The following is a 13,252-nucleotide window of genomic DNA, read 5'->3' on the forward strand; positions in this document are numbered from 1 at the left end:
TTTTGGAAAAGGGGAAAAACAGCATGGATATATTTGATTGTGCCATAATTGGTGCTGGGCCGGCGGGGTTGAATGCAGCTCTTGTTTTAGGTAGAGCGAGGCGAAGAGTTGTTTTGTTTGATAATGATACAAATCGAAATCGTGTCACAAAAGCGGCTCATGGGTTTATGACACGAGACGGGGTGAAACCGGCAGAGCTTCGGCAATTGGCTTTAGCTGAACTCGGACAATTTCCCTTTGTTTCGGTTCATAAACGAACGGTTGAACAAATAGGTAAGGTAACCAATAGTGAGCAAGTTTTTCAAGTAAGGAGTGCCAACAAGCAAATCTTTTTAGCGAAAAAAATCTTATTAGCAGCAGGTGTCCATGAAGAATTTCCACCAATCGCCAATGTGCGAGATTTTTATGGGAAAAGTTTATTCAGTTGTCCTTATTGTGATGGCTGGGAAAATAGGGATAAACCTTTAATTGTTATTGCAGAAAAGCAAGAGCATGTTCATCATATGACAAAGCTTTTATATAATTGGTCAAAAGATTTAGTCGTGACAACAAATGGACACCCGATGTCTGAAGAAATGATCGAGGAATTTCAGCAAAAACATATCAAAGTAATAAATAACAAAGTACGATTCATACATGGGAATAATGGCAAGATGACTGGGGTTGAATTTGATTCTGGTGAAAAATTAGCTCGTGAAGCTGGTTTTATCGTCCCGTCCTTTTATCGACCTAAGGCATTCGTTGAAGAGCTTGGTTGTGAAGTGAAGGAAGACGGAAAAATCGTGACCGATGATTTAGGGAGAACGACTATTAAAAGTGTTTATAGTGCAGGAGAATTTTCCCATGCTGGGCCCGCTTCCTTAATTATTGCAGCAGCAGAAGGAAGCAAAGCAGCAGGAGCGATTAATTATGATTTATCAGATGAGAGTTTTTGAAAGATAGGTTTGAAAGTGGGAGAAGATTTGCTCCAAATTAGTGGACGCTTTATCTTTTGATGAGGTGTCTTTTTTAGGTTGCACAGGAGCTACTAACCCATGAAATAGGAAAAATTTATCATTTGTTTGGAAGCGTATACATTTCATCAGCTTTTTTGTTTAAACATATAGTAAAATAAAGGGGAGTGGGAGAGAGATTGTATCGTTTGCTAATATTGTGAATCAGTGAATTGTTCATAAAGGAGTGATCGATATGTCTATTCAACGTGTAATGGTGATTGGGGCCGGTCAGATGGGAAGTGGTATCGCTCAAGTGGCAGCAGCAGCAGGGCTTGAAGTGTTATTACATGATATGGATCCTAGCCTGCCTGAAAAAGCAATTGAAAAAATGGAGAGCTTTTTAGATAGAGATATAAAAAAAGGTAGAAAAACGGAAGCGGAAAAAAATCAAATTTTGGCAAGAGTTCTCCCATCTTTTAAGCTTAAAGATGCCGCAGAAGTTGATTTAGTAATTGAGGCTGTCGTAGAAAAAATGGCCGTTAAAGTGGAGTTATTTCAGCGATTGGATGCTATTTGTGCAAAAAGAACGATTTTGGCGAGTAATACGTCTTCTTTACCGATAACGGAAATGGCTGCGGTGACCAGTCGTCCGGAAAAAGTGATCGGTATGCATTTTATGAATCCGGTTCCCGTTATGAAACTAGTAGAGGTTATTCGTGGTCTCGCTACATCGGATCAGACCTTTTCTGTCATTAAAGGTTTAGCGATTCAAATGGAAAAAACACCTGTGGAAGTGAATGATTTCCCTGGATTTGTATCGAACCGTGTGCTGATGCCGATGTTAAATGAAGCCATTTTTTGTGTATATGAAGGAGTTGCGACGGTAGAGGCGATTGATGAAGTGATGAAACTCGGTATGAACCATCCAATGGGCCCTTTAACTCTAGCTGACCATATTGGTTTGGATACGTGTTTGTCGATTATGGAAGTTCTTTATGAAGGGTTTGGGGATTCCAAATATCGCCCTTGTCCATTATTAAGAAAGTATGTTAAAGCAGGGTGGTTAGGAAAAAAAACAGGGCGAGGGTTTTATGCCTATGATTAAGTGGACAAATGAGCAGCAACTTATTCGAGAAATGGTCCGTGATTTTGCCGAGAATGAAATCAAACCTTATATTGAAAAGATGGAAGAAACCGATGAGTTTCCAAGTCAAATTGTGAAGAAAATGGGGCGGTATGGGCTGATGGGTATTCCCATTTCGAGTAAATGGGGTGGGGCTGGGGCTGATTTCCTCTCCTATATTATCGCCATTCATGAAATCTCCAAAATAAGTGCAACACTTGGTGTCATATTATCGGTGCATACATCTGTTGGTACGAACCCGATTTATTATTATGGAAGTGAAGAACAAAAGGAGAAATATGTAACGAAATTAGCCGCTGGACAATTCCTTGGTGCGTTTGCTTTGACTGAACCGCAATCAGGATCTGACGCAAGTGGCCTAAGGACGACGGCCGTTAGAAAAGGTGATAAATATTTTTTGAATGGAACAAAAGTGTTTATTACAAACGGCGGAGTTGCTGATACGTATATTACATTTGCTTTAACAGATACAGTTAAGGGAAGTCGTGGTGGCATTTCTGCATTTATTGTGGAAAAAGATACACCTGGATTTTCCATCGGCAAAAAGGAAAAGAAATTAGGTTTAAATGGTTCGAATACGACTGAATTGATTTTTGAGGATGCTGAAGTTCCATGTGAAAATTTGCTTGGGGCTGAGGGAGATGGTTGGAAAATCGCAATGGGTAATTTAGATGCCGGTCGTATTGGTATTGCGGCACAGGCGTTAGGAATTGCAGAGGCAGCTCTTGAGTTTTCAGTCGATTATGCAAAATCTCGTCAGCAATTTGGTAAGACCATTGCTGCGAATCAAGGAATCTCTTTTAAGTTAGCAGATATGGCAACAGATGTGGAAGCTGCAAAATTACTCGTTTATCAAGCAGCATTGTTAAAAGATGACCGTAAAAGTAGCGGTAAGGAAACTTCTATGGCGAAACGTTTTGCAACGGATGTCGCGATGCGAAATGCAACAGAAGCGGTTCAAATCTTCGGTGGCTATGGTTATATGAAGGATTACCCTGTGGAAAGACTTTTCCGCGACGCCAAAGCGACGCAAATTTACGAAGGAACAAACGAAATTCAACGAGTGATTATTGCGAAGCATTTGTTGGAAAGTTAGTTTTTGTACACTAACTGATTGAACGCTCGTTCGGTAAAATAAAAATGAGAACCTCCTAAATGATTTCGGACTTTAGGAGGTTTTTTGAATGGTATCAGTCATATGATCTTTGATTTGGTCGAATTAAGGTACGAATAATCGTAAGCCCAAAGCTAATATTTGACAAGTGCACTGTCGATTAAAAGCCGCAAAGGGAATCATAAGACCGCAATGAAACCAAAAGCCTATGAATCAAAGTCGCAAAGGGAATCAAAGGACCGCAATGAAGCCAAAAGCCTATGAAACAAAGCCGCAAAGGGAATCAAAGAGTCCCAATGATGCCGAAAGCTTATGAAACAAAGCCGCAAAGGGAATCAAAGGACCGCAATGAAGCTAGAAGCCTATGAATCAAAGTCGCAAAGGGAATCAAAGAGCGCCAATGAAGCCAAAAGCCTATGAAACAAAGCCGCAAAGGGAATCAAAGAGCGCCAATGAAGCCAAAAGCCTGTGAATCAAAGCCGCAAAGGGAATCAAAGGACCGCAATGAAGCCAAAAGCCTATGAATCAAAGCCGCAAAGGGAATCAAAGGACCGCAATGAAGCCAAAAGCCTATGAATCAAAGTCGCAAAGGGAATCAAAGCCCCTCAATGAAGCCAGAAGCAGCCGAATAAAAGTAAGTCCTAAAAAAAATCTTTCTAGAAGACAGCCCTCTTCCTTCATTTGATAGATCTATCGTACCAAGAGGTGCTGGTGGATTATATACGTGGTTTGAATGCGGGATTACGAATAATCGTGGATAGGTAATGAAAAAGGTGAGCTGTCGAAAATAAGGTGCGAAAAACAGGTGGTAGGTATTAAAAAAGTCAAGTTGTCCGAATTAAGGTACGAATCCAAATTTCAGAGTAACCTCCTTACCTTGAGCAAGCTAGTTTTATATTTTTCTAGTTTGTCCTTTCATTTTTGCTGACATATCGTATCTGAAATTTGCATATTTTTGGAACAAGGTGCATTTGAACTTGTGAGGAGTTTTGTTTATTTAACCTAGCTACGCCTGTTAGAAGCTCGAGAAAAATCGGTCTGCCTATAAAGTCAAAAAGCGACTTCAGAAGCCGCCCCCTGCCCACAGGACGTGGGTACAAGGCGTTGCGGCAGGATGGCGCGAACTTAGCGTTGATCCTTAATGTTCTCGCTTCTGCCCAAACGGACTGTGCTTTTTATTTTAAGGAGGGATCATTAATTGCTCAATATGGTCGAATTAAGAGAATTAATCCGGTTGATGAGTCGTTCCTCTGTCAATGAATTAACGTTTGTGAATAATGGAGTCCGTTTTTATTTGAAGAAATCCCCCTCACTAATGGAGAAAGTGGAGCAAAAAGATGGTTTAAACAATGCTGGTGAGATGGCGATTGTTCCAAATGTAAACTGTGTCAAGTCCTTATTTGTTGGTCGCTTTTCTAATCCGTTTATACAAGTGGGTGATGTGATTCAAGTAGGACAAAAAATCGCTGTTTGTCAGGTAGAAGCCTTGAGATTAAGCCAAGAAATGAAAACGACGATGGCTGGTGTTGTGGTCGAGTGGCTTGTTCAGGATGGGGAGATTATTGAGTACGGTCAGCCTCTTTTACTCGTGAAGGAACTTAAAGGGGAGGAGATTACTTGAAACTGCATGAAATCAGGGAGATTATCAAATGGTTTGAAGCATCTTCTCTGCAAGAGGTAGAAATTGAAACGGAAAATGGGGAAACAAAGCTGATATTAAAACGGCATAGTGGAGTGGCTACAGTTAGCGAATCTGAGTTTGACATAAGGGATGCTAAACTTAATAAAAAAATAGAAGAAAAACAGACTAATAAGAAGGCACAAAATACATTAAAAGTGAGAATGTCTCACATTACGAAAGCTAATACTACTCATAAGAAACAATCCCTTTTTCTGATTAAGCCGTTATGAATAAAGGAGTATTGATTTTTAGTAGAGGGATGAAGGAAGGAAGAGGGGGATGTTAGAGCGTAGTGTGCGTCAGCTAGACCATATCGGGATAGCCGTTTGTGATTTAGAGCAATCGTTAGTCTTTTATAAAGATATTCTGCGGTTGCCGTTTCTTGGCTTTGAGACAGTTGAGCGTGAAAAGGTCCGAATTGCTTTTTTTGAGCTTGGCGGGAGCAAGCTTGAATTGTTACAAGCAACGTCTCCAGATAGTCCAATTGCTTCATTTATTAAAAGGAGGGGAGAAGGAATTCATCATCTGGCCTTTAAATCGGAGAAGATGGAAGAAGATTTTATTTTTATGGAAGAGAAAGGGGTTCAATCTATTGGAGATGAGCCCAAACTTGGGGCAGAGGGACATTTTATTCGTTTTCTCCACCCGAAATCAACTCACGGTGTATTGATTGAACTTTGTGAGCAAGCTCCTGAACATAAATAGGGGCTTTTTTCTTATTCGTTTTGGGTGAGTTTTTATTTTGCGATAAGGTGGTGAAGCCTATGAATAATGAGTATGACAAATTGCATGATCTAATGGCACGTAAACGGAAGATTGAACTTGGTGGAGGCGAGGAGCGAATTCGTGCTCAGCATTCGCGTGGAAAATGGACAGCTAGGGAGCGAATTGAGTTTTTGCTGGACCCAGGTTCGTTTGTCGAATTAAATGCTTTTATTCAGCATCGCTCCACTCAGTTAGGGGTGGAGAAAATGGAAGCACCTGGGGATGGGGTCGTAACGGGGTATGGTGAGATTTCTGGTCGTCTCGTCTATGTCTTTTCTCAAGATTTTACGGTATTTGGTGGTGCTTTAGGAGAAATGCATGCACTAAAAATCGCTCGATTGATGGACTTAGCTGTTAAAGCGAAAGCTCCGATTATTGGATTAAATGATTCAGGTGGGGCGAGAATTCAAGAAGGAGTAGCCTCCTTAGACGGTTACGGGCAGCTTTTTTATCGAAATGCGATTTTTTCAGGGGTGATTCCGCAAATTTCAGTTATTCTTGGTCCTTGTGCCGGTGGGGCGGTTTATTCACCTGCTTTGACGGATTTTGTCTTTATGGTTGAGCAGACGAGTCAAATGTTTATTACGGGTCCTAAAGTGATTGAAGCGGTAACAGGTGAACGAATCTCAGCTGAGGAGTTAGGGGGAGCGAAGATGCACGCTAGCATGAGTGGGTGTGCTCATTTTACCGCAAAATCGGAATCTGCCTTGCTTGAGGAAGTTCGTCGGCTCTTAACTTTTTTGCCGCAAAGTTATTTGGAGAAAGCTGCTGTTATCGAAAATGATGAGCGGGATGATTGGTGTGAACGATTACTTGAACTTGTGCCAGCGGAGGCGACAAAGGTTTATGATGTACGGAAGGTGCTCGAAGCAGTGGTTGATAACGCTGACTTTCTGGAAGTTCATGCAAAATTCGCTAGGAATATAGTTGTTGGTTTCGCTCGTATCGCTGGGGATAGTATTGGGATCGTTGCTAATCAACCGAAAGTGATGGCAGGGGGGCTTGATATTGATGCTTCCGATAAACTTTCTCGATTTGTTCGCTTTTGTGATTCTTTTAATATTCCAATCATTACATTTGAGGATGTCAGTGGTTTCTTCCCTGGTACTAGCCAAGAGCAGGGCGGAATTATTCGGCACGGAGCAAAGATTTTGTATGCTTATTCCGAAGCAACGGTCCCGAAGATTACAGTCATTTTGCGAAAGGCCTTTGGAGGAGCTTATGTGGCGTTAAATTCAAAATCAATAGGTGCTGACCTTGTCTATGCTTGGCCAAATGCTGAAATTGCGGTGATGGGGCCTGAAGCAGCAGCGAATATTATTTTTGCAAAAGAAATTGAACAAAGTGAGAACCCGGAACAAACGCGAAGAAAAAAAATAACTGAATATCGAGAGCAGTTTGCTAATCCTTATATTGCCGCTTCTTATGGAATGGTTGATGATGTTATTGACCCTCGTGAAACAAGGAAGAAGTTAAAAGAAGCTTTGCAAATGCTTCGAGCAAAAAAAGAATCACGACCTAAAAGGAAACACGGTAATTTACCGCTTTAAAATGAGGAAGTGAAAGTAGGTTGAGTGGTGGGAAACTCTAACTCGAATCCTTCCTATTGCGATACGCTCTCTAATAGCACTCCTCCAAAGCGGCGATTTAACTAAAGCAGCTCCACGTTAATTAAACTATTAAAATTTAGTGTGATCGGACCATTAGCTGTTTCAAGGTAAATTAGCTGTTCCCTTTCATGGACGCGGTTGACTAAGCCCTCAGCCTGTTTGATTTTTCCTAGTGTCCAATAATCAATGCTGACAGGGAGTGTATGGTTGAGGGCGTCCAAAATGACGATCGCGATTTCCTGAAAGGCTTGTTCATCCAACTCAGGTTTTGGGACTTTTTGTTCCTCCTCTTTTTGTTTAAGTAAGGCTTCTTTATGCTCAGGAAGAAACATTCGACTTCCTTCCCAAAGCAAATTTCCTCTTTTTAAATGTTCATTCATCGGTAGTGACCTCCAATTTTTGCGGCACGATCTTTTGCTTGGCTAGCAGAGAGCAGTGAGGTAGCTCGCATGAGCGTAGTTTTGCCAAAGCGAGAATTAATCGTGTCCATTGTCGATTCAAGTTTTAGCAATCGCTCGCGGTTTTGCTCAAATAAACTTAGCTGAATTTCTTGGTCACTTGAAAGTGTTGAAAGGGAAACAGCTAAGCGGCGGATTGGATATTCGTGCCAAAAGCTTTCGAGAAGCTGACAGGCGGCATGAAAAAGTTCAAGTGTCATATTTGTTGCTTGCTCCATTTTTAATTGCCTATGAAAGCCACGGGTCATGTCATAGCTAGCACCGGAAACGCTTAAACTTACGGTCTCTCCAAGTACACCTCTTGACCGAGCTCTTCTGCACACTTCTTCACAAAGCTCTAATAAAACGACTTTAATATCCGTTTTATTGTCATAATCTCGAGGCAGTGTCATACCATGGCCAATCGCTTTTTGCCCGTCGTGAGATTCGGTCGTAACTGGTGAATAGTCAATGCCATGTGCCGTCATCCATAGTACATGACCAGGAATTCCCCATTTTTTCTTAAAGCGTTCTAACGGTGTTTCGGCAAATTGACCAATTGTACGAATCCCCATATTGCGAAAATGTTTTGTACGTTTACTTCCAACACCGTAGAGCTTTTCGATTGGCAGCGGCCAAAGTGTCTCGGCTAAATTCTTTTGTTTAAGCCAGTAAATCCCGTCTTTATTATTTTTCGCAAATAAGTCACAGGCCATTTTGGCGAGTACTTTGTTTTCACCAATGCCGATACGGGCTCGAACATGCATCTGATTCCAAATCTGTTGTTGAATTTGTTTCGCTATTTGTTCGGGTGGACCAAAAAGTTGTTGACTACCGGTAACATCAAGAAATTGTTCATCGATTGAAAAGGGTTCAACTAAGTCAGTATATTGTTTTAATAACTCCGTAACTTGCATGGAAATATCAACGTACTCTTGCATTTTAGGGCGAACAATTAATAAGTCGTTGCATTTTTGCTTTGCTTCCCATAATCGTTCTGCATTTTGAATTCCATATGATTTGGCGAGTGGACAAGCAGCGAGGATAACACCGCTTCGACGAGCCGGATCCCCTGAGACGACAAGTGGTTTCTCCACCTGTTCTGGATAGCGTGTTTTTTCAACTGAGGCATAAAATGACTGCATATCAATCAAAAAAATAACCCTCATTTTTACCCCCTACCTTTTTAGGAACTTATGTTCGTGTTTTATTATATGCGAAAGTATGTTCGTTATTCAATGAGAAATAATGGAAGTGAAGGATGCTAATGATTCAGTTTGGTTAGAATGTTTCGTTTAAGTGAAATATGGACGGCTATAAAATAAACTATATTAGAATATTTTTTAGGGTTATTATAAAACGATTTTATGATATTTAACATGACATTATCTGTTTGGACGTTAAGTCTCATTAGCCTATTAAAATCTAATTGGAAAACTATGAGATTAATTTAGATTTCCTAGCTATATTATTTAGATATAAATCTAGGGAGAAAACGCATATTTTATATATTGACAAATAAATTAAGTCATTATAAATTATCCTTAAATTGGTTTTTGGACCAATTAATTGAATGAGTTGAGGTTTTTGAATATGACAGATGCTCATTAGTAGATGTCATTTTCACAACTAGCATGCTACAAAACTATGTTTTAAAAATAAAGACGGGCGCTCAATGCATATCGTTAGATACAATGGACTTACCTCCAGTTGATACTTATATTCATGCCTTAATGGGGACGAGCTCGCTTTTCTTCAATATACATCAGTGTCAACACCTTCCCCAAAGGGTGTTTTTATAGAAGGGTTTCATTCCGAACAAATTCTAAAAAGTATTCGAAAAAATATAATGAAAGAATATGGTATACAACCATATGCTATCTATTTAATTAAGACAGAGACTATTTTGAAAACCTCTAGTGGTAAGGTGCGAAGGTCTGCATGTAAGGTAGCTTACGAAAAAGAAGAATTTTAAATATGGTTTTCAAATATACGCTCTTAATACTTTTAAAAAGGAGAATCGTCTTTATTTTGAATAAATACAAAACAATCATCATAGGAGCAGGTCAGGCAGGGTTAACAATGGGATATCATCTCCAATTAAAAAATGAATCGTTCTTAATTATCGATGGTCATCAGAATGTAGGCGATTCCTGGAGATTTAGATACGATTCATTACAATTATTCACACCACGCTCTCACAGCTCATTGCCCGGTTTAAAAATGAAGGGCGATCCGTCAGGTTACCCTGACAAAGATGAGCTTGCTGATTATTTGCAAGAATATCAACAAAATTTTAACCTTAATGTTGAAATGGGTACAAAGGTTATTTCGGTAGTTAAGGTTCACGATGAGTTCTTAATCAACACTAATAACAATCAAGAGTTCTGTTGCTCTAATGTCATCATAGCAACAGGTCCTTTTCAAGTACCGTTTATTCCTGAGTTTCATAAAAAGCTTCCTTCATCAATTTATCAAATGCACACGGAGGACTATAAGAACCCTTCTTCATTACAAGAAGGGGATGTTCTTATTGTAGGTGGAGGGAATTCTGGGATGCAAATAGCTGTAGAATTGGTGAATAACGACAAGGAAGTGCATTTATCTTTAGGGAAAAAACCTAAATTTTTCCCCTATCAGGTGCTGGGAAAAAGTATCTTTTGGTGGTTGAGTGTATTAGGGGTTATGCGTTTTACTATTCGCTCGAAAATAGGCCAAAAAATCAAGAAGAATGATCCTATTATAGGAAAAGAAATTAAACCACTTATTCGAAACGGGCGCATTGATATATTAGGTAGGGCTACCGATGTTAGTGGTAATACAGTCTATTTTGCGAATAATAAATCCATTATGCCTTCAAATATCATTTGGGCCACGGGTTATAAAAATGACTATAGTTGGATACAACCTTCTGCTGATAATGTATTTAGTTCCAATGGATTACCGAACCACAAAAGAGGTGTAACCAGCGAAAAAGGATTATATTTCATTGGCCTATCTTGGCAGTACAGAAGGGGTTCTGCATTACTTCTTGGAGTAGGGGAAGATGCACAATTTATTGCTAATCAAGTAACCGGAGGGAATCGTACATGAAATGGTGTTCTCGGCAGTCGAGAAGGTCTCAAAGATGACACTTAAAATAAAAACTGGTAAAAAGGCAGAAGACTGGCTTAGCTTTGAAAGATTACTTGAGTTATCTTCTGCAGATGAGATTGTTTGTACCTTAACGGAAGATGATCATAGTACGATTTTATATACATTAGGTACAACTGGTGCTCCTAAAGGGGGTGTTGTTTAGTTATCGTAATATTATGAGTGTTGCTCAAATGATCGCAGTGGAGATGGAAGTGAAAACTGATAGTAAATTGTTAATTATGATGCCACTTACCCATTCAGCACCACTTCATTTGTTTTTAATGTCAGCGATGGTTGTCGGAGCATCTGTGGTTATTACGCCAACATTTACTCCAGAACTTTTTTTGAAATCGGTTTCATCTTATCGCACCACCCATTTCTTTGGTGCCCCAGTAGCTTATTTGTTAACTGCACCCCATTCTGAACTGAAGAATTACGATTTATCGTCAATGAAATGGTGGGTATATGGTGGAGCTCCGCTGTCAAAAGAGCAAGTAAATTATATATCTAAGCAATTTGCCACCGATCGTTTGACAAGTGTGTATGGACTAACCGAAGCAGGTCCTAGTGGGGCAATTATGCTACCAGAAGAACATGGTACATACAAAGAAACAGGCAAAGGGCTAACGTATTCTTCTTGTTCGGCTGAATTAACCCAACTAAAAAAGGAATTCATATGGCTAAAAGAAGTGGACAGCATTTCCCTTCAATCCTCTCTGAAAAACCTTGCTGATTCCTATACTCGATTTTTCAAGAAACAAAATAAAGTGCCGCGTTTCAAATCTAAAAAGAATCAGGTACAATCCTACACGACGGTAGAAACAAACCATAACATTGCCATTGTAAACAGCAAAATCAAATTGCCGAAACTAGGGTATGTTCGCTTGGCTAAAAGTCGTGACGTACATGGTCGTATTCTTCGTGCGACGGTTAGACGAAATCCTAGTGGAAAATATTTTGTAACCATTCTAGTCGAAACAGACGTACATCGTGAAAATAAGCAGGTGGTATCCATCTAGTCAAATCTGTTCCGAATGTGGACATCAAGAGGGCAAGAAATCTCTTGAAATAAGGGATTGGACGTGTCCTATTTACCATAACCATCACGATAGAGACGTAAATGCAAGTAAAAACATAGTAGCTGAAGGCTTACGACAACTAGCTTCGGCCTAAATAAATAAAACAAGAACCGTAGGAATCGACGGGGATAGCTTGGTCCATAAGAGAAACCTCTGCTGGCAAGTACGCTCTGTTCCCAAGAATCTCCCACTTCAAGCGTTAGCTAAGTGGCGAGTAGTTCAAATGAAAGCATTGTTGCTCTTGAATGGGCGCAAAAATATAAAGGCAAATATGAAAGTTTGGCAGATATTTATATAGAGACTACTTGGAAAACCAATCAATTTGGCCAAAACCAAAAAGCAGTAGAGTTAGCAGAGGTTGTTTTATAATTTAAGAGGTGTCCACTTGAAACTCGTTTCAACGGGATGAAAACTGTATATAGAAATTAATCGATTGTCAATAATACGCGTTGAAAGTGTATTCCACTTATCGATATACAAATTATGGTAATTTTTATAAGAGCTCCTCAAAGCCAATTATAGAGGAGGTTTTTTATGTTTCTTCTTATACTCCTTAACAAGATGAACAGAATTGCTCCTTTTCACTTCTTAATTGTATGAGATTTTGACTTTTTTAATTTGTTATTCCCTTAACGTACAAAATTCCCGAAATGTTGTCGGTATCCCATGAAGCAAAGTTTAAGGGATTTTTTACAAAAAAACGACAAGAATTTTTGTGATTCTGATGTAAAATAAAGAAAGAGAGACGAAGAAGGGGAGAGAGCTGATGAAACGAATTGCGGTTTTTTGTGGGGCAAATGAAGGAAATGATCCGGTTTATATGGAGATGGCTCGATTATTAGGAAAAGAGATAGCCCGAAATAACTTTGGACTTGTTTACGGTGGAGCGACTGTTGGATGTATGGGGGCTGTTGCAGATGCCGTCATGAAAGAGGGAGGCGAGGTCGTAGGAGTGATCCCAGAGAAATTAGCGAGTGTCGAAATCGCTCATCGTCAAATTACAGAGTTGCACGTCGTCCAAACAATGCATGAACGAAAAGCGATGATGGCAGAGCAAGCCGATGCATTTATTGCGTTACCAGGAGGAGCTGGCACGATGGAGGAATGGTTTGAAGTGTTAACTTGGGCCCATATAGGTTATCATAATAAACCGTGTTGTCTCTTAAATGTCAATGGTTACTATACTCCGTTGCTAGATTTGTTTGAACATATGATCAAGCAAGGGTTTGTCAAGGAACCCTATCGAAAGTTAATCATTATGGAAGACGAGCCAGCACAGTTGCTACAAAGAATCTTAAGTGAAAATTGAGACAAACCTATGCTACAGTCGTTCGTTTTTTGGAGATTGTAGC

At 39.8% G+C, this 13,252-nt stretch carries 13 protein-coding genes and 1 pseudogene; 12 read left to right on the forward strand and 2 right to left on the reverse strand.

Features of this window, described 5'->3' with window-relative positions; all coding sequences use genetic code 11:
• Positions 1-23 precede the first annotated feature (23 nt).
• The 7 genes from AA0017_RS05445 to AA0017_RS05475 all read left to right on the forward strand — a co-directional run bounded on the left by AA0017_RS05445 (position 24) and on the right by AA0017_RS05475 (position 7,189).
• Positions 24-935, forward strand: a complete 912-nt coding sequence (locus AA0017_RS05445; RefSeq protein ID WP_413380078.1) for an NAD(P)/FAD-dependent oxidoreductase — start codon at positions 24-26, stop codon at positions 933-935.
• A gap of 253 nt (positions 936-1,188) precedes the next feature.
• On the forward strand, positions 1,189-2,040 hold the full coding sequence (locus tag AA0017_RS05450) for a 3-hydroxybutyryl-CoA dehydrogenase (protein ID WP_413380079.1): 852 nt from the start codon (positions 1,189-1,191) through the stop codon (positions 2,038-2,040).
• The gene (locus tag AA0017_RS05455) at positions 2,036-3,175 is read left to right on the forward strand and encodes an acyl-CoA dehydrogenase (protein WP_413382402.1); all 1,140 of its coding nucleotides are present in this window, start codon (positions 2,036-2,038) and stop codon (positions 3,173-3,175) included. The genes AA0017_RS05450 and AA0017_RS05455 overlap by 5 nt, the downstream gene beginning before the upstream one ends.
• Before the next feature lie 1,225 nt (positions 3,176-4,400).
• On the forward strand, positions 4,401-4,814 hold the full coding sequence (locus tag AA0017_RS05460; protein ID WP_413382405.1) for an acetyl-CoA carboxylase biotin carboxyl carrier protein: 414 nt from the start codon (positions 4,401-4,403) through the stop codon (positions 4,812-4,814).
• A complete protein-coding gene (locus AA0017_RS05465; protein WP_413380080.1) occupies positions 4,811-5,104 on the forward strand; it encodes a hypothetical protein in 294 nt (97 codons plus the stop codon). Before AA0017_RS05460 ends, AA0017_RS05465 begins: the two co-directional genes overlap by 4 nt.
• A 49-nt stretch (positions 5,105-5,153) precedes the next feature.
• The gene (gene mce / locus AA0017_RS05470; protein WP_413380081.1) at positions 5,154-5,579 is read left to right on the forward strand and encodes a methylmalonyl-CoA epimerase; all 426 of its coding nucleotides are present in this window, start codon (positions 5,154-5,156) and stop codon (positions 5,577-5,579) included.
• A gap of 59 nt (positions 5,580-5,638) precedes the next feature.
• Positions 5,639-7,189, forward strand: coding sequence for an acyl-CoA carboxylase subunit beta (locus AA0017_RS05475; protein WP_413380082.1), 1,551 nt, complete (start codon positions 5,639-5,641; stop codon positions 7,187-7,189).
• Between the two features lie 101 nt (positions 7,190-7,290).
• Here the strand turns inward: AA0017_RS05475 and AA0017_RS05480 are convergent, their stop codons facing one another.
• A complete protein-coding gene (locus AA0017_RS05480) occupies positions 7,291-7,629 on the reverse strand; it encodes a YolD-like family protein (RefSeq protein ID WP_413380083.1) in 339 nt (112 codons plus the stop codon).
• Positions 7,626-8,855 (reverse strand): DNA polymerase IV, encoded by a 1,230-nt coding sequence (locus AA0017_RS05485; RefSeq protein ID WP_413380084.1) that lies wholly within the window; start codon positions 8,853-8,855, stop codon positions 7,626-7,628. The genes AA0017_RS05480 and AA0017_RS05485 overlap by 4 nt, the downstream gene beginning before the upstream one ends.
• Positions 8,856-9,714: 859 nt before the next feature.
• On the opposite strand from AA0017_RS05485, the gene AA0017_RS05490 reads away from it, so the two are divergent.
• From AA0017_RS05490 to AA0017_RS05510, 5 genes and pseudogenes are all read left to right on the forward strand, one after another.
• On the forward strand, positions 9,715-10,779 hold the full coding sequence (locus AA0017_RS05490; protein ID WP_413382408.1) for a flavin-containing monooxygenase: 1,065 nt from the start codon (positions 9,715-9,717) through the stop codon (positions 10,777-10,779).
• A gap of 34 nt (positions 10,780-10,813) precedes the next feature.
• A complete protein-coding gene (locus AA0017_RS05495; RefSeq protein WP_413380085.1) occupies positions 10,814-10,984 on the forward strand; it encodes a hypothetical protein in 171 nt (56 codons plus the stop codon).
• A gap of 43 nt (positions 10,985-11,027) precedes the next feature.
• Positions 11,028-11,994 (forward strand): annotated as a pseudogene (locus AA0017_RS05500) (AMP-binding protein).
• A 113-nt stretch (positions 11,995-12,107) separates the two neighbouring features.
• A complete protein-coding gene (locus AA0017_RS05505) occupies positions 12,108-12,269 on the forward strand; it encodes a hypothetical protein (protein ID WP_413380086.1) in 162 nt (53 codons plus the stop codon).
• A 397-nt stretch (positions 12,270-12,666) separates the two neighbouring features.
• Positions 12,667-13,209: a TIGR00730 family Rossman fold protein gene (locus AA0017_RS05510; protein WP_413380087.1), complete on the forward strand. Its 543-nt coding sequence runs from the start codon at positions 12,667-12,669 to the stop codon at positions 13,207-13,209.
• Positions 13,210-13,252 lie beyond the last annotated feature (43 nt).

Source organism: Alkalihalobacillus phoenicis (assembly GCF_047302405.1).
Classification (GTDB): Bacteria; Bacillota; Bacilli; order Bacillales; family Bacillaceae_D; genus Alkalihalobacillus.